20 protein-coding genes and 1 tRNA gene are annotated in these 21,863 nt (G+C 53.5%); 13 read left to right on the top strand and 8 right to left on the bottom strand.

Going from position 1 to position 21,863, the window contains the following annotated elements; all coding sequences use genetic code 11:
- The first annotated feature begins 3 nt into the window (after positions 1-3).
- The 10 genes from K7J14_RS01775 to K7J14_RS01730 all read left to right on the top strand — a co-directional run bounded on the left by K7J14_RS01775 (position 4) and on the right by K7J14_RS01730 (position 5,796).
- A complete protein-coding gene (locus tag K7J14_RS01775; RefSeq protein ID WP_230752405.1) occupies positions 4-237 on the top strand; it encodes a KH domain-containing protein in 234 nt (77 codons plus the stop codon).
- A complete protein-coding gene (gene rimM / locus K7J14_RS01770; protein WP_230752403.1) occupies positions 237-815 on the top strand; it encodes a ribosome maturation factor RimM in 579 nt (192 codons plus the stop codon). The genes K7J14_RS01775 and rimM overlap by 1 nt, the downstream gene beginning before the upstream one ends.
- Before the next feature lie 4 nt (positions 816-819).
- Positions 820-1,635, top strand: a complete 816-nt coding sequence (gene trmD / locus K7J14_RS01765) for a tRNA (guanosine(37)-N1)-methyltransferase TrmD (RefSeq protein ID WP_230752401.1) — start codon at positions 820-822, stop codon at positions 1,633-1,635.
- Positions 1,592-1,954: a 50S ribosomal protein L19 gene (gene rplS / locus K7J14_RS01760; protein ID WP_230752399.1), complete on the top strand. Its 363-nt coding sequence runs from the start codon at positions 1,592-1,594 to the stop codon at positions 1,952-1,954. The genes trmD and rplS overlap by 44 nt, the downstream gene beginning before the upstream one ends.
- A gap of 127 nt (positions 1,955-2,081) precedes the next feature.
- Positions 2,082-2,972, top strand: a complete 891-nt coding sequence (locus tag K7J14_RS01755; protein WP_230752397.1) for a hypothetical protein — start codon at positions 2,082-2,084, stop codon at positions 2,970-2,972.
- A complete protein-coding gene (locus K7J14_RS01750; RefSeq protein ID WP_230752395.1) occupies positions 2,969-3,241 on the top strand; it encodes an EscU/YscU/HrcU family type III secretion system export apparatus switch protein in 273 nt (90 codons plus the stop codon). The genes K7J14_RS01755 and K7J14_RS01750 overlap by 4 nt, the downstream gene beginning before the upstream one ends.
- Before the next feature lie 24 nt (positions 3,242-3,265).
- Positions 3,266-4,651, top strand: coding sequence for an HD-GYP domain-containing protein (locus tag K7J14_RS01745; RefSeq protein WP_230752394.1), 1,386 nt, complete (start codon positions 3,266-3,268; stop codon positions 4,649-4,651).
- The gene (locus K7J14_RS01740; protein WP_230752392.1) at positions 4,648-5,031 is read left to right on the top strand and encodes a YraN family protein; all 384 of its coding nucleotides are present in this window, start codon (positions 4,648-4,650) and stop codon (positions 5,029-5,031) included. The genes K7J14_RS01745 and K7J14_RS01740 overlap by 4 nt, the downstream gene beginning before the upstream one ends.
- Positions 5,031-5,186: a hypothetical protein gene (locus tag K7J14_RS01735; RefSeq protein WP_230752390.1), complete on the top strand. Its 156-nt coding sequence runs from the start codon at positions 5,031-5,033 to the stop codon at positions 5,184-5,186. The genes K7J14_RS01740 and K7J14_RS01735 overlap by 1 nt, the downstream gene beginning before the upstream one ends.
- A complete protein-coding gene (locus K7J14_RS01730; protein ID WP_230752388.1) occupies positions 5,170-5,796 on the top strand; it encodes a hypothetical protein in 627 nt (208 codons plus the stop codon). The genes K7J14_RS01735 and K7J14_RS01730 overlap by 17 nt, the downstream gene beginning before the upstream one ends.
- A 112-nt stretch (positions 5,797-5,908) precedes the next feature.
- Here the strand turns inward: K7J14_RS01730 and serS are convergent, their stop codons facing one another.
- Together serS and K7J14_RS01720 are read right to left on the bottom strand one after the other, a co-directional pair.
- Complete coding sequence (gene serS / locus K7J14_RS01725) at positions 5,909-7,186, bottom strand: serine--tRNA ligase (protein ID WP_230752386.1); 1,278 nt, start codon at positions 7,184-7,186, stop codon at positions 5,909-5,911.
- Between the two features lie 59 nt (positions 7,187-7,245).
- A complete protein-coding gene (locus tag K7J14_RS01720; protein WP_230752384.1) occupies positions 7,246-8,076 on the bottom strand; it encodes a biotin--[acetyl-CoA-carboxylase] ligase in 831 nt (276 codons plus the stop codon).
- 91 nt (positions 8,077-8,167) lie between these two features.
- Between K7J14_RS01720 and K7J14_RS01715 the strand changes: the two genes are divergently transcribed.
- Positions 8,168-8,239: transfer RNA gene (locus K7J14_RS01715), tRNA-Gly, on the top strand.
- A 17-nt stretch (positions 8,240-8,256) separates the two neighbouring features.
- On the opposite strand, the gene K7J14_RS01710 is transcribed toward K7J14_RS01715, so the two are convergent.
- Positions 8,257-10,725 (bottom strand): glycogen/starch/alpha-glucan phosphorylase, encoded by a 2,469-nt coding sequence (locus K7J14_RS01710; protein WP_230752382.1) that lies wholly within the window; start codon positions 10,723-10,725, stop codon positions 8,257-8,259.
- A gap of 328 nt (positions 10,726-11,053) precedes the next feature.
- Here K7J14_RS01710 and K7J14_RS01705 point away from each other — a divergent pair, with 328 nt between their 5' ends.
- Complete coding sequence (locus tag K7J14_RS01705) at positions 11,054-14,131, top strand: RHS repeat domain-containing protein (RefSeq protein WP_230752380.1); 3,078 nt, start codon at positions 11,054-11,056, stop codon at positions 14,129-14,131.
- Positions 14,132-14,331: 200 nt separating this feature from the next.
- Here K7J14_RS01705 and K7J14_RS01700 read toward each other — a convergent pair whose 3' ends face one another.
- The 5 genes from K7J14_RS01700 to K7J14_RS01680 all read right to left on the bottom strand — a co-directional run bounded on the left by K7J14_RS01700 (position 14,332) and on the right by K7J14_RS01680 (position 20,611).
- Positions 14,332-14,517, bottom strand: a complete 186-nt coding sequence (locus K7J14_RS01700) for a YjfB family protein (RefSeq protein ID WP_230752378.1) — start codon at positions 14,515-14,517, stop codon at positions 14,332-14,334.
- A gap of 41 nt (positions 14,518-14,558) precedes the next feature.
- The gene (locus tag K7J14_RS01695) at positions 14,559-16,868 is read right to left on the bottom strand and encodes a bifunctional diguanylate cyclase/phosphodiesterase (protein ID WP_230752376.1); all 2,310 of its coding nucleotides are present in this window, start codon (positions 16,866-16,868) and stop codon (positions 14,559-14,561) included.
- Positions 16,869-17,020: 152 nt separating this feature from the next.
- Positions 17,021-17,845 carry a hypothetical protein gene (locus tag K7J14_RS01690; protein WP_230752374.1) on the bottom strand — a complete coding sequence of 275 codons (825 nt, stop codon included), beginning with the start codon at positions 17,843-17,845 and terminating at the stop codon, positions 17,021-17,023.
- 42 nt (positions 17,846-17,887) lie between these two features.
- Positions 17,888-19,930: an adenylate/guanylate cyclase domain-containing protein gene (locus K7J14_RS01685; protein ID WP_230752373.1), complete on the bottom strand. Its 2,043-nt coding sequence runs from the start codon at positions 19,928-19,930 to the stop codon at positions 17,888-17,890.
- Between the two features lie 132 nt (positions 19,931-20,062).
- Entirely contained in the window at positions 20,063-20,611 is a 549-nt protein-coding gene (locus K7J14_RS01680; protein ID WP_230752371.1) for a CIA30 family protein, read from the bottom strand.
- Between the two features lie 170 nt (positions 20,612-20,781).
- Between K7J14_RS01680 and K7J14_RS01675 the strand changes: the two genes are divergently transcribed.
- On the top strand, positions 20,782-21,702 hold the full coding sequence (locus K7J14_RS01675) for a DUF5692 family protein (RefSeq protein ID WP_230752369.1): 921 nt from the start codon (positions 20,782-20,784) through the stop codon (positions 21,700-21,702).
- Positions 21,703-21,863 lie beyond the last annotated feature (161 nt).

Raw genomic sequence — 21,863 nt, 5'->3', positions numbered from 1 at the left:
AGCGTGGAAAAAGATTTAGTTGAATATATTGCTAAATCCCTGGTAGACGATCCCGGTGCGGTAACGGTTAATGAGGTTGAGGGCGAAAAAGCCACCATCCTCGAACTCCGTGTCGCGCCGGATGATATCGGCAAGGTGATCGGCAAATACGGACGCATTGCCAAAGCGATGCGAACCGTGCTGAGCGCTTCTTCCGGCAAATCCGGTAAAAGGGTTTCTCTGGAAATTCTTGACTGATGGATTTGATGATAACAGGGGTTGTCCGTTCGGCTCACGGGCTGGACGGCTTTGTTCGAGTTGACAGTTCTTCCGGAGAGGTCGATCACTTCGCTGATCTCTCTTCGGTGGTTCTGCGGATCAATAAGACCGGCGCCGAGAAGTCATACGACATCGAGGCCGTGGAAGGCCACAGCCAGTGTCTGTTGATTAAATTTCGCGGAATCGATACGCCGGAGCAGGCTAAAACGCTCGCCGGCGCGCAAATTCTGGTTCCGCGCGACTTGGCTTGTCCTCTTTCGGAGGGCGAGTACTATGTCAGCGATCTTTGTCAGTGTGTTCTTGTATATGAGGGTCTTCCAATAGGAAACATCACAGATGTAGTGGAAGGCGGAGCGGGTGACCTTCTCGCGGTTACTCTCTTCGAGGGCTCTGTTCCGGAATCGGTTGAAGCGTCGACGCACGATGCTTCCGTCTCTAAAAAAGACGCGCCATCCGGAAAACAAACGCGTCTTGTTCCCATGCGTAAGGAATTCGTCGGCAAGGTTGACTTGCAGGCGCGGACCGTTGAGCTGATGCACCGCTGGATTCTGGATTAATTCCATGAAGTTCCATGTGCTGACCTTATTCCCTGAAATACCGCAGGCTTTTTTCGATAATTCGATTATGGCACGGGCGGTCAAGAAGGGAATTATTGCCTACAATCTGGTTAATATCCGCGATTTTGCCTTTAATAAGCATAAATCCTGCGATGATAAACCCTATGGAGCCGTCAACGATAAGCATGTTCCCGGAATGCTCATGCTTCCTGAACCTCTTGCCCTGGCTCTCGAATCCGTAGGAGCGGGATTCAAATCCCCTGAAACGGCTTCAAACCGGCCCCGGGTTGTGTACGTGACTCCTTCCGGCACGCCTTTGACTCAAAGGCTTGCACAGGAGCTGTCTCATGAAGAGGAGCTCGTTTTTATCTGCGGTCGATACGAAGGCATCGATCAGAGGATAATAGACGGGTGGGTTGATGATGAGATTTCCATCGGAGATTACGTGATGTCGTCGGGCGAACTGGCGGCTACCGTGATCATCGATACCGTGTACCGGCTCATCGACGGCGTTATTTCCAGCGAATCCCTGGCGGAGGAAAGCTTTTCCGACGGGTTGCTGGAGTATCCCCAGTATACGAGACCTGAAATATTCCGGGATATGTCTGTCCCGGAGATGCTTCTTTCGGGGCATCATGAAAATATCCGCCGCTGGCGTTTGCGGAAACGCGTCGAGAAAACGTTGCGCGTGCGGCCGGACCTGATAGAACAGGCCCGGATTTCCGGCTCCCTTTCAGAGGAAGCGGAAAAAATCATCAAGGAGCTTCAAAATGGGAATGGATCTGATCCGAACGATCGAAGAAAGCCAGAAAAAGGCTGAAGTACCCGCATTTAAAGTCGGCGACACCGTCAAGGTTCACTTTAAGATCGTCGAAGGAAAGACCGAGCGCATTCAGCTGTACGAAGGCCTCGTAATCTGTTTCAAGAATTCCGGCATCGGCAAGACCTTTACCGTGCGCAAGAATTCCTACGGCGTCGGAGTCGAACGGGTGTTCCCCCTTCATTCGCCGCGCATCGCCGATATCGAACTTGTTCGCCCCGGTAAAGTACGCCGCGCGAAGCTGTACTACATCCGCGAGAAGATCGGTAAGGCTGCAAAGATCAAAACCCTCATTGTTAAGAAACACACCGAGGCTTGATTGTCCGATTTCTTTGATACCCGCGATGAGGCATACGGATCATTGTCTTCCGTTTTCGTCGCGGATTTCATGCTTAATTTCAGCATCATGAGCCGGACCTCTGGGTTCGGCTTTTTTATTATCTCCTATGCATAAGGTGTCTTCTTTCGGCTTTTCCGTACCCGCCGATCCTAAATCATCGAATCTTGCGCTCAAAGACGGCTCCGAGGTTTCCGTTACGATTATCGGCCGGGAGAAGAACGGAACGGTGCTGATCAAACTGGGTTCGCGTCTGGTAACGGCGTCTTCGCTTCCCGGCGCGATCTCCGAACCGGGAACCGCGTTTAAGGCTCTTGTTTCGATGCGTTCAGGGAAAGCGTTTCTTACCCCTCTTCACTCTAAAACCGAAACGTTCCGCCCTGTATTGCCCGGCATCCCGAACGATCAGCTGTCAACGCATCTTATCTCTCTCATGACGCGCTCCGGCATGCGGCTCGATCCTGACCGCATGCGGTCTTACCTGAAGATAGCCGCAAAACATCCCGATCAGGCGAAGGAAGCCGCAGAAGCCGCGATGCTTCTAGACGGAAAGGATATTCCTCTCGACGAGCGGCTGATCGCTATCATTCTTGCCGGGTTTCAGGGATCCGCCGATGAAAAGGATTCTATCTTTCTGGAGTTTTTCAACCGGAAAAGGAGCGCTGCGAATCACTGGATTCTGCTTCCGTTCGAATATCGCCTGAAAAAAAGCCCTGCGGAGTCGATACCGGTGAAGGGCTCTTTTCGTTTTTTGATTGACGCTGAGCTAAAAAAAACGCTCGAGTATGCCGTAATATGTAAGGTGCTCGATTATTCCTGGGCCTTCAGATTCGATTCAAAATGCTGCTCTGTTTCGTCCGATCCGGTTCTTTCATCTGTCGATTCTGATAAATGTGTAGTATATTTAAAACGGCTGCTGAACGCTGTCGGCATTGCCGATATCGTGTACGATAACAGCGCCGGATTAACAGCGCCTGACGGAGTGGATGTGTATATATGAATACTGCGGATGACGACTCCTTGGCTGTAGCTCTGCGGTGGGACCGGTCTCTTCCGGCTCCGTTGATTCTGGCCTCTGGAACTCGCCTGCGCGCCGACGACATCATCGCCCTTGCGCGCGAGTATTCCATTCCCCTGGTTGAGGACTCCGAACTTGCGCAGTTTCTTTCGACGCGCGAGATCGGTTCCTGCGTTCCGGAGGAATGCTGGCAGGCGATAGCGGCCGTATTTTCTTTTCTTGACGAAGCGATTCAAAGCAGATGGTTTTAATAAAGTAAGCGAACGAGGTTGAGTATGTTGAAAAAAGTAATGCGCCATGATTTGGAAGAGGGAATGAGGTTTTCCGCCCCTGTTTTCTTCGACGATGGGGAAAACATGCTTGCGAGCAAGGGTGTCCCGATCAAGAAACGGGAGCTCGACGCCCTGGATCGATGGAAAATTTCGTATGTGTTGACAGCCGGAGAAGTTTTGCCGGATTCGGCCGATTCTTCCGGGGAAATGATCGATGAACCGACTGAGCTCGACGAGCTTGAAGAGCTTGAGGATCTCGATGAAGAAGACGAGATGCGATCGGGCGGCGCAGTAGTGCAGTCTGCGCCTGTCGCCGCCCGTCGAACCGAGAACCCCGCTCCCGCTGCGGCTCAGAAAACGCCTGTTTCGATGCAGAAAGCCCCTGTCGCGGTTCAGAAACCCGCCTCCTCGGTTGAAAAGCCCGAGCTCGACCGGCTGGAGTATACGAGCGAACAGATTTTGAAGCTTCCTTCGGTGCTTGCGAACGACGCCCTGTATTCAAGGTATACGGCTCTGATCTCCTCTCTGGATGCGGTGTTCGAAGATCTCCGGTCCAAGAGCGAAATCCGCACCCGTTCAATCGACAAAATTGTATCGGATCTGTTTAATTTGGTTGTTTCCGATAGAAGCGAAATCCTGGGCTTTATTTTAGGCGGAGACGTAGAAGAAAGCCGGATGGCGAAAAGCTCGGTCAACATCGCAATTTTATCGATCATCATCGGGGAGCACCTGGGCCTTCCGCGCCATAGGCTGTTGCAGATCGCGACGGCGGCTCTGCTTCACGACGTCGGAATGATCAAGGTTCCTGAAAACATTGTAAGCAAAGAGGGGAAGCTTGACGAGGCCGAGACGCAGGCTATGCGGTCCCATACCTTTTACGGATACAAGATGATCGTCAACGAGCTGCTGTACGCCGACGAGGTCGGCAGGGCGGCGGTTCAGCACCATGAACGCTGGGACGGAGAAGGATATCCCGGACGGATAGCAGGCGCGGCGATAGATATCGGCGCACGGATTATTTCCGTCGCGGACGCCTTCGAGGCGATGGTTTCGCCGAAAACCTGGCGCGACGCGATGGTCGGTTATCAGGCGATGAAGAATTTATTGGCGGATAACGCCCGCAGGTTCGATCCGGACATCATTAAGGCGATGATTCAGAGCATCGGAATATATCCGATCGGCTCGATCGTTCTCATGAACAATTCGGTAATCGCGCGGGTCATCGACAGCCACAAGGAAGCCCCCCTGCGGCCGAAAATTCGGGTGTTGATCGATGAATTCGCGAAGCCGTATACGCAAAACGAGGGCGAGATCGTCAATCTCATGGAGAATCGTAATCTGTTCATTGCGCGCGCCATCGACCCTGCGGAGTACCGCAAGTTTCAATGAGCGGCTACCGCGCGCGGGATACGGGAATGGCGGGAGAGGAAGCCGTTTCCCGCTATCTTGAAACCCTCGGCCAGACGATTCATCATCGAAACTGGAGGACACGGCGCGGAGAAATTGATATAATCAGCGGCGACGCTGATACGCTGTACTTTATTGAGGTCAAAACGTGGCCTCGAGGAGCAGCGGCCGATCTGGATATCGTCATCGGTCCGAAGAAACGGCTCAGAATGATTGAAACGGCTAAATATTTCCTGAGCCTGCATCGACAATATAAGGGTATGTACATTCAATTCGATGTGATTCTGGTATCTTCGGATCCCCTGAAAGACGCTGAGTTGCGGATTGAACACCTCAAAGATGCCTTTTCGGAGCATGACTGATGACAAAACAGATTATTACCGACCCGAGAATTCTTGAACTGAAAGAGAAGATCAAGGACAATGGGTATGTTCAGGGAGCGATTCAGCGGATTGCTCTTGTGTTGAGCGATCGTATTCTAGAGGTGAAGGACACTATGCATGAGCGACGTATCTGAAGGAAACCGGCGACGGGATCGTCATAATAGAAGAGGGCGGGGGAGATCATCCCGCCAGGGCGAGGAACGGTCGTCCGCAAATAAAACCGGCGATGGAAGGGGAAATTCTTCCCAGGTCGGGACTGCGAAAAACCAGGGATCGCCGTACAGCGCAGGATCAAGAGAACCGCAGCGAAACTCGGGCAGGCAGAAGCAGTCCCCGGGGCAGCGCGATTCAGGCGGATCTTCCCGGCAGCGTTCACCGCAGAACGGAGGCCGCGAACTGCGGCGCGAGCGGAGGGAAGAGATCATTCCGCTGCCTGTTCTTCCGACGCCGCAGTGCGCCCGCTGCGGCCAGCCGATTCAGGACGTGACGTCGGCGCTGGCCGACCGCGAATCAGGCTCTCCTATCCACTTTGATTGCGCCATCGAATTTCTTCAAGGGGCTGAAAACATCAAGCCCGAAGAAAAAATTGTGTACATCGGCCAGGGACGCTTCGCCGTCATGGTATTCGAAACGCCTTCGGACCTGCGGAAATTCAAGATTGTGCGGACTATCGAATGGGAGAAGCGCGAAACGAAGGCTGAATGGCGAGCCGACATAGCCGGCCAGTTCAGCCAGATTTCCTGATCGGGTAGAGACTCGCACTGTAAGACAATCACGAGCGATATATAAAAAAAGCCGGCGCGAGCCGGCTTTTTCTGTTTATTCCGCCGCGAAGCGTTTGCCGCGGGGGACAGGATTATTTTTTCGGTTTGATGACGTCGAATCCGCAGAAGGGAACCAGGGCCGCGGGTATTTTGATTGAGCCGTCGGCCTGTTGTCCGTTTTCGATGACGGCGATCATCGCGCGGGAAAGGGCGATTGCGGTTCCGTTCAGCATGTGCACGAACTTGTTTTTACCGTCGTCGTCCTTGTAGCGAACGTTGAGTCTTCTCGCCTGGAAATCGGTGCAGTTGCTGGTCGAGGTGACTTCTCCCCAGTCTCCGCCGTTTCTTCCGGGCATCCAGGCTTCAAGATCCCACTTGCGGTACGCGGGGGCACCGAGGTCTCCGGTGCAGGTGTCCACGACGCGGAAGGGAATGCCGAGCCCTGCGAAGATTTCTTCTTCGATTTCGCGGAGCTTTTGATGAATGGCGTCGGATTCTTCGGGAAGGCAGTACACGAACATTTCCAGCTTGTTGAACTGGTGAACGCGGTACAGTCCCTTGGAGAACTGTCCGGCGGCGCCGGCCTCGCGCCTGAAGCAATGGGACAGGCCGCAGTAAAAGAGCGGCAGCTTTTCTTTGGGAAGAATTTCGTCCTTATGGTAGCCGCCGAGGGTGATTTCCGCGGTAGCCACCAAACAGGTGCCTTCTTCTTCGATATTGTATACGTTCGATTCGTTTCCGCGGGGATTGAACCCGATGCCGTAGAGGATTTCTTCCTTGGCGACGTCCGGGGTGATGAAGGGCGTAAAGCCGTGTTTGCGCAGGAGATTCATGGCGTACATGATGAGAGCCTGTTCGAGGAAAACGGCTTCGTTTTTCAGATAATAGAATTTAACGCCCGAGACCTTGGTTCCGGCCTCGAAGTCGATGAGATCCAATTCCTCGCCGAGCTGTACATGGTCTTTCGCTTCGAAGGAGAAGGCGGTCGGCGTTCCGACCCGCTTTACTTCCGTGTTATCCTTGTCTTCCTTGCCGACGGGAGCGTCGGGGTGGGCCATGTTCGGGATTTGCCGGGCGGCGTTTTCAAGTTCCTTTTCCGCTGATGCGAGCTCGGCTTCCGCCGCGGCGATTTCGTCCTTGATCGACTTGCCTTCTTCGATGAGCGCCTTGCGTTCGTCGTCGGAAAGCTTGCCCTTCATGGCTTTCGCGTTGTCGTTGCGCCGGGTTTGAAGGCTCTGTAGCGAAGTGACGAGCGCGGTCCGCCTGTCAAACAATGTAACAACGGCATCGGCGTCGGCCTTCATGTGGCGCGCCGCGATATTCGCCTTAACGGCTTCAAGGTTTTCCTTGATAAAACGATAATCCAACATAGTGGATACATAATATAGCGGAGGGAAGAAAAGGTTCAAGGGGGTTCATTCGGTTCGGATCAGTAGGGAATCTCTCCTGAAAAGAGCCTGCGCGGGGGAGTGCTTTCTTCCGAGCCGGACTCTCGCACCAACAGCTCTCCGGACGGTCCGATGCCGACGAGAATTCCTTCTATATATTCGTTTCTTTCAGGATCCCCGTTCAGGAACCTGAGCGTTTCGTTTTTGCGGTAGAGCCGCTCCGTCACTCCGCGGTTCCATTCTTCGTCCTCAAGAACGAGGCGCAGTTCTTCTAGCCAGGTTTCAAGGACTTCCCTGATCGACGGGAGCTGCGGAAACGAAGCGGTTTGCGGGGATCGCACGGCTTCCCCGGTTCCGGTATCCCGGAGGAGAAGAGCGAGAGACGAGGCTTTCCGCGCCAATTCTTCGGAGAACGAGGTTCTCCCGATATTGAAGCCGGTACCGATATAGAGATATTCGCCGTCCGATTCGCATAAAATGCCGGCAAGTTTTTTTCCGTCGGCGAGAACGTCGTTTGGCCATTTGATCTGCGTGCAGCAGGAACCAGAGAGATATCGTTCAAAAACGCGGGAAACCGCGAGGCCTACCCTGAGCGTGAATCCCGGAGGGGGCTGCCGCTTGAGCATTACCGTGCACAGCAGATCCTTTCCTGTTTCACCATCCCAGACCCTTCCTTCGATTCTTCCCCTGCCCGATCTCTGAAAGTCGGCGTATACCGCGGTTCCGTCGGGAGCGCCTTGAGCGGAAAAAAAGCGGGCGTCCTGCATGGTGCTGCCGGTTTCCGCGATGTGGTAGACCGGAGCGCCGAACGCGCGGGAATCCTCCATGCGGTCGTATGCCGCGGCGGCGTGCGATTCGTGGGATGGCGTCATGGACGCTACTATACCCCGGCGCGGGTTCAGGAACAAGAGCGTTGACAAAAGAATTTCTTTGGCGCAGAATAAACGTGCAAGACGCGCCGCAGCGGATGTCGTATAACGGCTATTACCCGAGCTTCCCAAGCTCGTGACGAGGGTTCGACTCCCTTCATCCGCTGCGGCGCGTTTTGTATTTTAAAAATCGATGTGCACCGGATGCACCTTCCAGATATCCTTCGCGTATTCCGCAATCGTTCTATCGGTAGAGAACTTTCCCATTCGGGCCGTGTTGAGAATAGAACTTTTGTTCCATGCGTCCTGATCCTTCCACAGCTTCGCTGCCCGGTCCTGGCAGGCGATGTACGAGTCGTAGTCGGCAAGGAGCATATACGTGTCACCGTTCGACAGCAGCGCGTCGGCAAGGGGAGCGAAGCGGTCGACCTGGTCGGGCGAAAAAAATCCCTGCCGTATCTGGTTGAGTATCCGGTACAGTTCGCGGTTTTTATTGTAGTAGTAGTACGGATCGTATCCCTTTGATTTGAGGGCCGAAACTCCCGTGGAATCGAGGCCGAAAATGAAGATGTTGTCTTTACCGACTTCCTCGAGGATCTCGATGTTCGCTCCGTCCAGGGTGCCGATGGTGAGGGCTCCGTTCAGTGCGAATTTCATGTTTCCCGTTCCGGACGCCTCGGTTCCCGCGGTTGAAATCTGCTCGGAAAGGTTCGCGGCTGGAATGATTTTTTCTGCGTTGGAAACCGCGTAATTCCTGAGGAACACGACTTTCAGAAGGTCTCCCACGCGCGGGTCTGAATTGACCTTGTCCGCGATGGAGGTGATGAGCTTGATGATGAGCTTGGCCATCCAGTAGCCGGGCGCCGCCTTGCCGGCGAAAATAACAGTTCTGGGCACATGGTCTGCCGCGGGATTGTCGATTATCCGGTTATAGAGGGTGACGACATGGAGGGCGTTCAGCAATTGGCGTTTGTATTCATGGAGGCGCTTAACCTGAATGTCGAAGAGGGACTCCGGATTCACCTCGATATTATTCCTGCTCAGAATATAGGCCGCAAGCTGCTCTTTTTTCTTTTTCTTTACCTGCGCCCACTCGTTCCTGAAACCGGAATCTTCTGCGAACGGCTCGAGTTTGCGCAGTTCTCCCAGATTCGTGATCCATCCTTCTCCGATTTTCGAGGAGATGAGGGCCGAGAGTTCCGGGTTGCAGAGCTTCAGCCATCGGCGCTGCGTAACTCCGTTCGTTTTATTGTTGAACTTTTCAGGCCAGAGGCGATAGAAGCCCGGAAAGACCGATTTTTTGAGAATTTCCGTATGGAGGGCCGCCACTCCGTTGAGCGAATGGCTGCCGACTATCGCAAGGTTCGCCATGCGGATCTTCTTGTCTTCGCCTTCTTCGATGATGGAAAGATCCCGCCACAGATCAGGGTCCGCCGGATAGCGTTCCCTCACGCCGTCGAGAAAGCGGCTGTTGATTTCGTAGATTATTTCCAGATGGCGGGGGAGCACGCGGCCGAGCAGGCCTACCGACCACTTTTCCAGGGCTTCCGGCAGGATGGTGTGGTTCGTATAGCCGAACGTCTGCACGGTGATGTTCCAGGCCGCGTCCCAGTCGAGCCGTTCGATGTCGACGAGGATGCGCATCAGTTCGGCGATAGCGATGGCCGGGTGCGTGTCGTTGAGCTGAATCGCGACCTTATCCGGGAATTGGTCGAAGGTTTTGTGCGTTTTTTTGTACCGTCTGAATATATCTTGAATGGTCGCCGATACGAAAAAGTATTCCTGTTTGAGACGGAGTTCCTTGCCTTCGAACACGTTGTCGTTGGGATAGAGCACCTTGGTAATGTTCTCCGAGGTGGCCTTGGCGGCGACCGCCTGAATGTAGTCTCCGCCGTTGAAATAGTTGAGGTCGAATTCCCTGGACGCCTTCGCTGACCAGAGGCGGAGATTGTTCACCGTGTTGTTTCCGTATCCGGGAACCGGCGTGTCGTAGGCGACGGCGACGATTTCCTCCGCGTCTACCCAGCGTTTGCGTTTCCATCCGTTTTCGTCGAGCCAGTCTTCCGTTCTTCCATAGAAGTGGACGACGCAGGTGAACTCCGGCCGGGGAAATTCCCATACATTGCCGAACCTGAGCCAGTTGTCGGGAGTTTCCACCTGCCAGCCGTCGCGAATGCTTTGAAAGAAGATGCCGTAATCGTAGCGTATGCCGTATCCGACGGCGGGGAGCTCCATAGTAGCCAGGGAGTCGAGGAAACAGGCCGCGAGCCTTCCAAGTCCCCCGTTACCGAGTCCCGCGTCCCATTCCTTTTCCCGCAGCTCTTCGAGCGAATAGCCGAGCTCCTGAGCGGTTTTTTCGGCTTCTTTTTGGAGTCCGAGGTTCATCAGGCTGTTTCCGAGCGTTCTTCCCAAAAGAAATTCAAGGGAGAGGTAGTACACCCGCTTCGCGTTTTTGTCGTAGTAGGTTTGCTGGGTTTGAATCCACCGTTCTATCAGCCGGTCTCGTGTCGCCAGGGCCAAACCGCTGTATCGGTCGTAGGTGGTCGACGTATACTGGTCTTTTCCGAGGGTAAAGCGTATATGATTTTCCAATGATTTTTTTAGGGAAGCCGCGTCCATTCCGAGTTTCGGATTCAGTTTGTTTTCAGCCATGGGATACCTCTTTCCACGGAGTATAGTAGATCCGCCCCGAGAAGGCAAAAAACACCGTATAAAATCAAATATCTCAAATAGTGTCAATTTATTCAGTGTGTAAATCTGATTAATTTACTTTTTATTTACCGATTCCATGAAAATTGAATTGCATTGGCTTACACTTATACCCATCGGCGTTGCCGAAAAAAAAGTTCGGATTATTATGTAACGGTTTTGATATGGCAAAAAGTATTCGACAATTCATTTTCCCACCTCATCCGTTCCATCCTCCGCGCTTGATTTTATGAATACCCGCAGAAAGCGGGTATAGCTTTAAGGAGCTTTTATGAAAAAGTTTGGCACAATTCTTGCCGTTACGGCAATTGTGGCATCTCTGTTCATTTCCTGTTCGCAGGATGGAGATTCGGGTTCGTCTTCGTCGACGACTCTTTCGCCTAACCAGGTTTCTGTGGTAGTGACCGGGCTTGTGAAGGATTTCAAGGGCGATTTGATCACCAGCGCGTCTGTCGGTTTCAGCGACGGGGACACCGCTTCTGTTGCGGTGGGAAGCAGGGCTTTGAAATCATCCTCTGTTAACAGCAGCGGGCAGTTCGAGCTTGAAGTGATCAATTCCGCTTTCGACAACGGCAAGATGACCATCGTCGTCAAGAAAGACGGCTATCTTCCGTATGTACGGCAAATCACCATTCCGACGTTTGCCGCGGTTACCAATGATACGTATACTATCATCCTTAATGGAAATGCATATGTATATCCGATCAATGTTACCTCAAAGGTTAAAGAGGTGAGCGTCGATACCGATTCCGACGATACCGATCCCGTCGTGTACGTTTCGTACGATACGACAGTCGGCGGATTCGAGTGCGGCTACGACATGGGCGCGATCACCATGTATCCCTTGAACGGCCGCGCTCAGGGCAGGATTCTTGTCGTCCGCGACCTCGACGACGGCACTGCCGGCGCCGTTCCTCCTCCTGAAGGTTCGAAGGTTGCGTTCCGCTTTAAGAATGGAACATTCACCACCGGTTTGACCGAGACAATCGTATACGCTCTGACTGACGCGACCGGAAACTTCACCTTCAGCGATTCTGTCGTCGCACCGAATACATCGGCAAATCCCCTACCCGTATTCTTCGCCGATACCGACGATGCGGATACCACTTACGCGACCGTTTCCATTCAATCCGCTACATCCGGTGGCGCGAGCGATGCCAGTGGCATGGCGTATCTTGTGATCAGCAAGAACTTCAATAATCTGGAATATTTGCAAGTAGGCCCCACCCTTGTTGCGAATTCTTACAATAATTTCGGCACGATCTACGCCGAGATCGATAATCGGGCCCGCGTGACCGGCTGGACTCCCCAGACCACCGTGGACGGTTCTGTCGTTCCGATGAATCCGCTTACCGCGACGAGCACTCCCGCGCCCATAACGCTGACCTTCAGCAAGGCGCTCGACGCGACCACCGTAAGCACCTACGGCGTTTCCTTCACTGCAACGAATTGGAGCACCAGAGCTGCTTCCGTTACTCTCGCCGCCGACGGACTTTCTGCCGAGATTGTTCCTGTAGCTTCCTTCCCCAAGGGCGCTACAGTAAATCTTGACATCACCGATTGGGCAGCAACCGATGGAAGCGCCCTCATCAATCCTGATATCGACTTTGTCGTACAGGGCGGAATCCGCCTTACCGACTGCTCCTGGCTCGACGATTCCATGACTCCCGCGTATGTTCCGTATACGACAACCAGTTATTCCGTCACCTTCGACCAGGTTCCCGTGCGCTATAACGCAAGCCTGACTTCGCTTTATAACGTGACGGACGGAGCGTCTGTTCCCGCGACCATCGCGCTCGACGCGACCGCGAGAACTCTCACCGCGACCCCGACCGTAGCGCTTGAGGCCGGAAATGTATACGAGATTCGCTATAGCGTATCTTCCGGTATTACCGGCGATCCAGATGCCGCTTATAGCGGAACCGCACCAGACGGATTCAACGTTGCTCAGATGCGCTTTACGTATGCTCCGGACTACATGCTCTATCTGACAAACTCGAACCTCTGGGCGACCGGATCGACCTATACTACCGTTGTAAGCAACGCTGAATTCGCCATTACCGGCAATCCGTCAATTACGTTCAACCGCGCGGTTCAAACCTCTCCCGCTCCCGTATTCGAGCTGAGATATGGTGCCGGACCGACCATTGTGCCGGTTACCGCAACGACTACAGACAACCTCACCTTCACTTTTGATCCCGTCACCGATTTGATCGAAGGCACGGTGTATACTCTTGCATACACCGTGTACGGAAGCGCCGACGGTATCATCTCTGTTACCGACACGGTTGCTTTCACCACCGCTTCCACTCCGAAGCTCGTTCTCACCGCCAGCAGCCTGTATCTGGCCGGCGTACCGACCACGACTCTCGACCCTGCGACTACATCGTTTACGCTGACCTTCGACCGCGCCGTAAACCAGTCTGCGACCGGAGATTTCGCAGCGGATTATACCCTTACTCAAGGCGCGAATGAAATCGACCTTGCTGTAGCGTACAACGCCGCCGGAACCGTAGTAACGCTGACCCCGGGAGCGGCTCTCAAAGCCGGAACCGCGTATTCTCTCGCGTACACGGTTTTCCACGCGACCGGCTTCAGCGTCGGCAATTCTACGACCGGAACCATCGCGTTCACGACTGCGAAAAATGCTGCTCTCGCCGCACCGACCCTGGCTCTGGATACCCTGCATAAAACGGTTACAGACGGACGTTCCGCTTACGATAACGGAGAGGGCGCTTTCTACCTTACCGTTGCCAAGAATGCCGACGCGGATGCCTTCGCGTTCCAGTACAAGCTCGACGACGACAACTTCTGGCAGGATATCGCTGCGGTGAACGCGGTGATGTCCGGAGAGAACGCTACAGTAGCTTACTACACGGTAACTCCTGGAGTATTGATTGTATCCGGTGAAACAATTCAAATCCGGGCGAAAGCGACTGCCGCTGACCGGTTCGATTCGCTTTGGTCGACTGCGCTTTCCTTCGTCGACGGAGTCGCGCCTTTGAATGGTGACGTTCTACTCAACGCCGCCGCGGTTCCTGCAGACGGAATTGTAGATATCGCGATAGGCGCCAATGCCGGAAATCCCTTGGCTGCACGTTATACTTACACCGTGACTATCGGCGGAGAGAATATGCTGGCAAGTTTGTCAGGTACTCCGTCAGCCGGAGGTTCTGCCTCGCTGGTTCAGACCGCGGATAATGAATATACCCTGTATGTCATCGTAGGCGCTAACGTAACTGCAGATATCACAGGTACTCTGTCGATTACACTTACCGACGCAGCCGGTAACATAGTCGATATGGATCCCTTGACCGCAGGAAACCAGGCGCTCAGGCTCAACCTCTAACCATCACCCGTTCCTGCTCGGGCCCCCCCGAGCAGGGGCGTGATGCGGCCGTCCGTCGGTTTACCGGCGGGCGGTTTTTTTATGTCCGGAGAAAATCAGCGCGTGGCAAAAAAAAAGCAGCCCGGCAAGCTGTTGCTTGTCGGACTGCTTCGGCGGTTCCGGAATGCTTCCGCGCTGTGCGGTGCATCGGGAGCCGATTATTACGCGAGAATGTCCACGCGGCTGCCCAGGGCGGGATCGGTGATTGCGCGGGTAGACTCCATCATCCGCGCCAGATCGGCGCCCTGTTCCTTGGCTCCGTCCATGGCCATCTTCTGCACCTGAAGGGAAGCGGACTGCTGTACAGACTGCCGACTCAGGCTTGTCGAAAGCGATGTAATATCCATACCTGTATAATAAGCTTATCCAGGGATGATGTCAACTTTAACTAACAGATTGATGCCTGGGATTCGGCGAACTCGTCGTTGATGATCGTGAAAAAATCGTCCTTGGAGAGGGCCTTTGAGTAGTAATAGCCCTGAACGATATCGCAGCCCATCGACCGCACAATATCGAGCTGGCTCCTCGTTTCGACGCCCTCGCACACCACTTCCATTCCCAACTCATGGCTCATCGCGATGATATGCTTCATCATCGTCCGCCTCTTGTGTGAACTTTCCGCGTCGTCGATGAGCGATTTATCTATTTTTACGATATCCACGTCGAGGCTTTTCAGGAAGCTCAGCGCCGTATTGCCCGAGCCGAAATCATCGATGGAAATCTTGAAACCGAGAGATCTGAGCGCCGCGAAATACCGGGCGAGGGTTTCGATGTTCTCCAGCACCACGCTTTCAGTGATTTCAAACTCGATATCCCTGAACGGCACCGAATGCCTCGTCGTTATGTCCAGCACCTGGGTAATATACTCATTATTGTAGCAATGGAGGCGCGATTGATTGACCGATATCGGCACATAGGGGAGCCTCTGCTTGATCCGTTCCTTCATCCAGGAACAGACGGTGTCGAGAACATAGAAATCCAGCCGCTGGATGAAACCGTTCCGCTCGAAAAGAGGGACGAATTCGTCCGGCGACATAAAGCCGAACCTGGGACTGTCCCAGCGTATCAGAGCTTCCGCGTTGACTGTTCTGCCGGTGGCTATGTCCACCTTCGGCTGCAGGAATACCCGGAATTCTCCCGCTAAAAGCGCTTCCTCCATATGGGATTCGATGATGTCTTCCATGTGGGACGCTCTGAACATGGCCGTGTCGAACAGGTATTGTTTTTTTACCGCCGCCTTCTCATAATTTTTCTGGGCGACATAGGCGAAGTCCGTGGTCCGCTCAAGATCTGTTTCTCCCGGGGGAACTCTGCTCGCTCCTATGTAGTATTGCAGGTTGCAGGAGAATCCTCTGGCCTTCGGCAGCCGGTTCAGCTCCGCGATCAGCTGTTTCGCCGGATCGGGATTGGCAGGATCGTCGTCCCGGCATAAAGCGATGAACTCGTCGTTGATGACGCGGGAGGCGAGCAGGCAGGGATTAGAGCCCTCATGCGAGCGGATGCAGTCGTAGACCGCCTTGAGCACGAGGTTTCCCGTATCGTTGCCGAGCGAACGGTTGATGTACTTGAAATGCGCGATATCGAGCCTGAAAATGAAGTATCTGTCGTCCGCATCGATGAGAGAGGACGCGTTTTTCTTGAAATAGGTGTAGTTCCATCCATCAGTTACCTCGTCGATGAAGGCGACCTGATAGAGGCGGCTGCGGCTCTTGCTCCGCTGCAGGAAGATGATCGCGAGAAGAATGAGTACGCCTGTCAGCAGGAAGGCGCTGAATAGATAAATCTTCCCGAGCAGGGTGAAACTGCCCCGCAATATGGAGTCCTGATCGATGATGCAGAGGATCTTCCAGTCCGGATAATCGGGAAAGGACTTATACCCGAGGATAAGCGAGCCGCCTTTTTTGTTCGCGACGGAGGTTATCCGGTCGTTCGAATCGCGAAAATCGAGAGCCTGCCTCCGAAGCTCCTCATAGCCTGTTTCAGGAACCTCCGTGTAGGCCGCCAGAATATCGAAGAGAGCTTTCTTATCGCGGTAGGGAGACGATCGGGAGTATAGAATGATATTCCCTTGAAAATCGATAAAGTAGCATCGGCCCATTCCTTTCATAAAATCCTGGGTGAATTGTTCTTCCAGAATGTTTGTCGGCTGGCTGCCTGCGATCACTGCGCGGACAGAGCCGTCGACGACGACCGGCGAAAAGAAGATAATCCGCCGTTCATTCGAGGCCGCATCGTGAAACGGCAATGAAATTCCTGTTTCGCCCTTGAAAGCCCTCTCTATCCCCGGGAGCTCCTCCAGAGGAATTTTTTCGCCTTTACACGTGTAGTAGTCGTATCGGGAGTCTATAAAACCCACGTCGGCAAAGATTCCGGCGGTGTTGATAAGCTGGAGCTTGCGTGAAAGGTCGAGAAGTTCGCGTTCCGTCGGTGTATCGGAAAGTTCCGTCGATGCTTCCTGCGCGAGAATGCGCACGAAGCGCAGACGGTTTCTCAGATAGCTAGACGACAGCTTCGCGGATCTATCCAGCTGGTCCATGAGGGTTTCTTTTGAGTCCGCGACGACCGCGTCCAGATAGACATATGCGGTCAAGGCTGAAATGCCGAGTATCGCCGCCATCACTGCGGCCAGGGGGAGAACCGGAATACGCTTGAGCTCGGTTAGGGCATTGTCAGTATGCGCTTTCACTGTTTTCGTCACTTTTATCAACCGTATGTTTTTAAGAAACCGGAATGAGGATGAGGTGCACCCGATTCCAGTATAGGAGTTGGAAAGAGCGATTGCAAAAGCCGCGGGATGATTTTTAGAGTTTTTTACCGAATGAACAGCCGGCTTAACGCATTACACGCGCATCATGAGGCCTTGAAATACCGGCGCCGCATAGAAATGATTCTCCGCTTGTCGAAGTCGATTCCGCTCGAGGACAGGAGGAGGAGGGTCGGCGTGTAGAACATCCACACCAGTGTGGTTGCGAAGGGCGAAAGAAACGAGAGCCCGACGTTTACGTCGCAGAGGAAGAAGCAGCTTACGCCCAGGGCTATCATCCATGAGTTTTTCTTGGGAAAGAACCGGTGAAAAAAGACGGTCCAGGCCGCCGCGAGAGAAAGGACAACGTATATACCGTATACGATCATTACCGGGAGGCTGTTCCTGTTTGCCGCATAGGCGGCCGCGACGACCGGAATCGCCGCGATAAGGAGGACGGCTGCCTCGACGGAAAGAGACTTCGCTACGCTCCGTTCAGGGCTGTTCCTGATCATGCGGTAGTGATTCCGTACATTGCGGGCATGCCTGACGATCAGGCAGGTTTGCACGGCCATGAAGCAGATGATTCCCGCTGTCTGAAGCTCCGCGGGAGGATTCATGTCCAGGGCTGCGAGAACCGGATAGAGGAAGACCATGCAGAAGTCCGCGAGTATGAGAAAGACGAAGGCGAAGAACAGCCAGAACCAGTCGCGGTTGTCGAGCCTGTCTTCCCGCGTGGAACAAACGACGGCGAATGATAGGCAGCTCGCCGCGTATTTGGCCGTAGCGACGGCGCAGAGGAAGGCGGGAGCGAGTGCGATCTTGCTTTTCCCGAAGAGGTAGACGGCCCAGTCGCCCGCGATATAGAAAAGGGCGAGGGCAACGATAGAGATGATCATTACGCGCCGGGCGGTAGGCTTGTTTTCATTCATAGCTGCGTTTCCTCTTTTCTTCTGCGATGCGTTGTCGCGAGTCTATTTTTCCACGAACTGGTAGATGCCGTTCCAGGATTCGAGCTTGCCGAGCTTTTGCAGCGCGTCCAGCTCCTGGGTTCGGTGTATGTAGAACTGGATGAGGGGATCCTTCTGTCCGTTTTGGCGTTCCAGCTCCTGGTACAATTCGAGCGCGAAGGTGAAATTTCCCTCCGCATAGGCCGCGAAGGCTTCTTCCAGCCTGTTTTTTGTGCCGAGCTTGATGTCGATCATTTCCGTGTTGTTGTAGTCGAACACTTCGTAGAGCTTGGTGGGAACGGCGCGCCCCTTGACCAGGACGTTGTCGATGAAGCGGATCTTGTAGTTGTGCCGGAGCTGTCCGACTACGTCTTCGGAAATCACGATCGGCAGACGATAGCGTTTGGTCAGCGATTCGAAGCGGCTCGCCGCGTTCACCGAGTCGCCGATGACCGTGTAGTCGAGCTTGTCCTTCGACCCGATGTTTCCCCGCGTTACCGGCCCGTAGTTGATGCCTATGCCGTTGCGTATGATCGAGTCGACGATGCATTGCGACGCGTTGAAATTCTGGAGCTTGTAGATCATGTTGATCGCCGCGTGCACCGCGCTGTCCGAGTTTTCGAACAGAGCCATGATGCCGTCGCCGATCAGTTTGTCTATCTCTCCTTTTTCCTGCACGATGCATTCGTTCATGCAGGTGAAGTACGAGTTGAGAAGCCTGACCGTATCCGAGGACGAGAGTTTTTCGGAAACGAGGGTGAAGTCTCTGATGTCCGCGAACATGATCACCATGTTCCGGTTCGCCGGTTCGAAATTGGTGGGGTCTCCGCCGGCCTGGATGACCTGGACGAGCGAGGGCCGGGTGTATTTTTCCGTGATGACGAGCTGGCGGTTGATTTCCGCGGTGCGTTCGTCTACCAGATATTCGAGTATCTGTTTCTGGTTCGTGATTTCGGTTATATCGCTGAAGATGAAGAGGATCCTGTCCAGCTCCCGCCTGTTGTAAATGTAGGACGATTGAACATTGTAAAAGCGGCGGATGCCGTCCCATCCCGGGACCGAAAGCGCCGCGATGAACCCTTCCTTGTGGAACTGGTCTTCTTCCGGATATTCGCCTTCCTCGTTCGGAAAAAGGTCCGGCACTTTTCTGGTATGGTTCGCCGGAAGTGCTCCGAAGTTCTTGGTGAACGAGCGGTTGAAGAAAAGGATATTCAGCTCTTTATCGGTGACGACCATGGGCTCTTCGGAAAGATCGAACGCTTTCTGCCCGATGATCTGTTCGTCCTTCGCCCCCAGATTGTAGCGGGCGACCGCGTAGGCTATGCACATAATCCACATCCCGATGAATAGGGAGCCGAATGCGGGTATGGGCAGCTCGAAGATGGGGAGGATGATGTTCAATACCAGCGTTACGCCGCCGAATCCGATTCCGGTTATGGTGATGACTTCGGATTGCTTGCGCATGTCTACGCTGACGTTTTTTTTATGAGATTTTTTCCAGAATATGATGACCAGAAGCGTTCCTTCGAAGTACCAGAAGAGGGTCATGAAGACGAAGATCTGCACGCACAGCTTGTCCATCGCCGGTGTGTCGCGAAGCCCGAGGGGCGTGGGGACATAGGCCGCGGGTTCTCCCGCTCCGGCGAGTATCCAGAGGTGAAGGGCAATGGCTATCGCGTATTGGACGATGACGGATATATTCGGAAAGTTGAGATTGAACTCGACTCCTGCTATCGCGGTTTTTCGGCCGGGCATCTGGTCGAGTCCTGATATGACGGTAAAAAAGTGGATGAGAATCGGCCACATGGGAATAAAGCCGAAGGATTGGATGTAGTACCAGAACCAGACGCTGTCTTCAGGATCGGCGCTGAATATGAAGGCTGAAGCGAATACCCAGATTCCGATGGTTACGCACAGCCCGAGCATGAGCACGCTGCCCTTCGTTTTCTGGGTTTTTCCGAAGGCGTAAAACCCGATGCAAAAGGCCATAACGGCGATTATCAGCGAGAGGGTCGTAAAAATGTTTACCTGCGTGAACCATTGAAGAGCGATGAGCGTATGTGTCATGGGGCTGTCCTCGTCACGATAATTCTATAGGTAAAACTTCCATTTGTCATGGGAAAAGGAGGAAGGACACAAAAAAAGACTGCCTCCGGGGAGACAGTCTCGATTTACGAAGCTAGAAATAGGTACGCGGAATCAGTACGCTGCAAGTCCGCTGAGGATCAGCTCGAAGGATTCGAGGGGTTGTCCGACCGTCTGGAAACTGATTTTGGTGATTTTTGTCGGATCAAAGGGTTTCTTCCCTCCCCAGCCTTCCTGTTTCAGGGACTTGTAGGGAACCTTGATCTCGATGTCTTTGCCTTTCGCCGCGGTGAAAACGAAGCCGTAATAGTCGTAGTCTGTGATGTTGGAGGTTTCAACCCTGACGCGGTAGGTTTTTCCGTCGCCCTTTGTCCAGAAGGAAACGCCTGTACCGGATTTCAGGACTTCAGCGGTCTTGGGATCCGGTTCCGCATTCATACCGGCAAATCCGTACTGGAATTTTGTCGTAACTTTTCCGGTCGCTCGTACGGTGAGTACTTCCTTTCCGTTCAACTTGATAAATGAAGATTCAGTCGCTATTTTCGAGTCCCCGCCGTCGGCCTCGTCTGAAAAGGTTTTCCAGTTTTCAAAATTCTTGAATTCCTGCGCGCCCAGAGCGCCGAGTACGCATCCGAGAATAAGTACGCCCATAATCTTTTTCATGCAAAATCCTCCTTAACGTAGTATTAATCTATTTGTTTTTTAAGTCAACAAAAAAAGAATCAAGCAGATGTTGTGTTTTTTAGTAAAAAAATGAGCTTGTTTTTACCAAATGGGAGAGGTATGATGAAATGCGCCGTAAACAGAAAATTGCGGCAGAAAGGAGTTTCAGTATGTTTCTTTTTGAATCCCTGCAGTGGTATACCGTGCTCATGTGGTTCGCTGTTCTGGGGGGCTTGATTTTGCTCAACGAGATCGCCCGCTTAAGCAAGGCGGCCTCTCTCGCCCTGTTCATTGTGCTTCCCCTTATTCTGACCATCTTCGTATGGCCGAAGACCGCCGGCGCCGGTTCCAGCACCGGAACCTGGTTTCACTGGGTCAAGGTGTATTCCGCTCTTGCAGGATGCCTCGGTTTTCTCGCGATCCGCCACATCGACAAGGTGGGGAAGAGCGGCTTCGCCAAGTTTTTCCCCCCGGCGATTCTCGCGTTTAACATTCTTGAAGCGTGCATCCGCGACTTCGAAGTGTGGAAGATGGGCGCGTACGGCATCGTCGACGGTGTCTTTATGTTCAGCGGTCCCTGGAACGTCATGAACGGCATCGCGGGGCTCATCAATATTATCACGATTACCGGATGGGTCGGCATCTTCGTTGCGAAGGGAAAGAAGAAGGACATGCTGTGGCCGGATATGCTGTGGTTCTGGGTCATCGCCTACGATTTGTGGAACTTCGCCTATGTTTACAACTGCGTCGGTGACCATTCGTTCTATGCAGGAGCGGCTCTGCTCATTTCCTGCACGATTCCCGCTTTCTTCATCAAGAAGGGCGCCTGGCTGCAGCATCGCGCCCAGACGCTCGCGTTCTGGATGATGTTCACGATGGCCTTCCCGACCTTCGTGTCGACCTCCCGTTTTGCCGTCGAGTCTTCGCATTCGGCCGCCGCCCTGATGACGGTCAGCGCCCTCGCGCTGTTGTCCAACGTCGCGGTGCTGGTTTATATGATCTGGACAGCCGTTACCAGGAAGCGGAACCCCTATACGGGCGAGCTGTTCTCCCACCTGAAAGGCTTCCAAAAGGTCGCAGCGGAGAAATAATCGCCGCCTTTTGTTTTGCTGAAACGCCGCCGATTCGGGCGGCGTTTTTTTTTTCGGCTTGATTGTTTGTTCTGCGACAAATTTGAATTCTCTGTTAGATATAGCGTTTAATTCATATTGATGCTCTATCTGTAGTGTGCTATCTTCGGAATAAAGGAGAT

This window comes from Teretinema zuelzerae, from assembly GCF_021021555.1.
Lineage (GTDB): Bacteria > Spirochaetota > Spirochaetia > Treponematales > Treponemataceae > Teretinema > Teretinema zuelzerae.
This window is presented reverse-complemented; position numbering and strand designations above follow the sequence as displayed.

Excerpts from the sequence above, each read along its gene's own strand:
- rimM (WP_230752403.1), top strand. The coding sequence starts at position 237 with ATGGATTTGATGATAACAGGGGTTGTCCGTTCGGCTCACGGGCTGGAC.
- K7J14_RS01690 (WP_230752374.1), bottom strand. The coding sequence starts at position 17,845 with ATGAATGAAAACAAGCCTACCGCCCGGCGCGTAATGATCATCTCTATC.
- rplS (WP_230752399.1), top strand. The coding sequence starts at position 1,592 with ATGGATCTGATCCGAACGATCGAAGAAAGCCAGAAAAAGGCTGAAGTA.
- K7J14_RS01750 (WP_230752395.1), top strand. The coding sequence starts at position 2,969 with ATGAATACTGCGGATGACGACTCCTTGGCTGTAGCTCTGCGGTGGGAC.
- K7J14_RS01730 (WP_230752388.1), top strand. The coding sequence starts at position 5,170 with ATGAGCGACGTATCTGAAGGAAACCGGCGACGGGATCGTCATAATAGA.
- K7J14_RS01700 (WP_230752378.1), bottom strand. The coding sequence starts at position 14,517 with ATGGATATTACATCGCTTTCGACAAGCCTGAGTCGGCAGTCTGTACAG.
- K7J14_RS01675 (WP_230752369.1), top strand. The coding sequence starts at position 20,782 with ATGTTTCTTTTTGAATCCCTGCAGTGGTATACCGTGCTCATGTGGTTC.
- K7J14_RS01735 (WP_230752390.1), top strand. The coding sequence starts at position 5,031 with ATGACAAAACAGATTATTACCGACCCGAGAATTCTTGAACTGAAAGAG.
- K7J14_RS01720 (WP_230752384.1), bottom strand. The coding sequence starts at position 8,076 with ATGACGCCATCCCACGAATCGCACGCCGCCGCGGCATACGACCGCATG.
- K7J14_RS01740 (WP_230752392.1), top strand. The coding sequence starts at position 4,648 with ATGAGCGGCTACCGCGCGCGGGATACGGGAATGGCGGGAGAGGAAGCC.
- K7J14_RS01745 (WP_230752394.1), top strand. The coding sequence starts at position 3,266 with ATGTTGAAAAAAGTAATGCGCCATGATTTGGAAGAGGGAATGAGGTTT.
- trmD (WP_230752401.1), top strand. The coding sequence starts at position 820 with ATGAAGTTCCATGTGCTGACCTTATTCCCTGAAATACCGCAGGCTTTT.
- K7J14_RS01710 (WP_230752382.1), bottom strand. The coding sequence starts at position 10,725 with ATGGCTGAAAACAAACTGAATCCGAAACTCGGAATGGACGCGGCTTCC.
- serS (WP_230752386.1), bottom strand. The coding sequence starts at position 7,186 with ATGTTGGATTATCGTTTTATCAAGGAAAACCTTGAAGCCGTTAAGGCG.
- K7J14_RS01755 (WP_230752397.1), top strand. The coding sequence starts at position 2,082 with ATGCATAAGGTGTCTTCTTTCGGCTTTTCCGTACCCGCCGATCCTAAA.
- K7J14_RS01705 (WP_230752380.1), top strand. The coding sequence starts at position 11,054 with ATGAAAAAGTTTGGCACAATTCTTGCCGTTACGGCAATTGTGGCATCT.
- K7J14_RS01685 (WP_230752373.1), bottom strand. The coding sequence starts at position 19,930 with ATGACACATACGCTCATCGCTCTTCAATGGTTCACGCAGGTAAACATT.
- K7J14_RS01680 (WP_230752371.1), bottom strand. The coding sequence starts at position 20,611 with ATGAAAAAGATTATGGGCGTACTTATTCTCGGATGCGTACTCGGCGCT.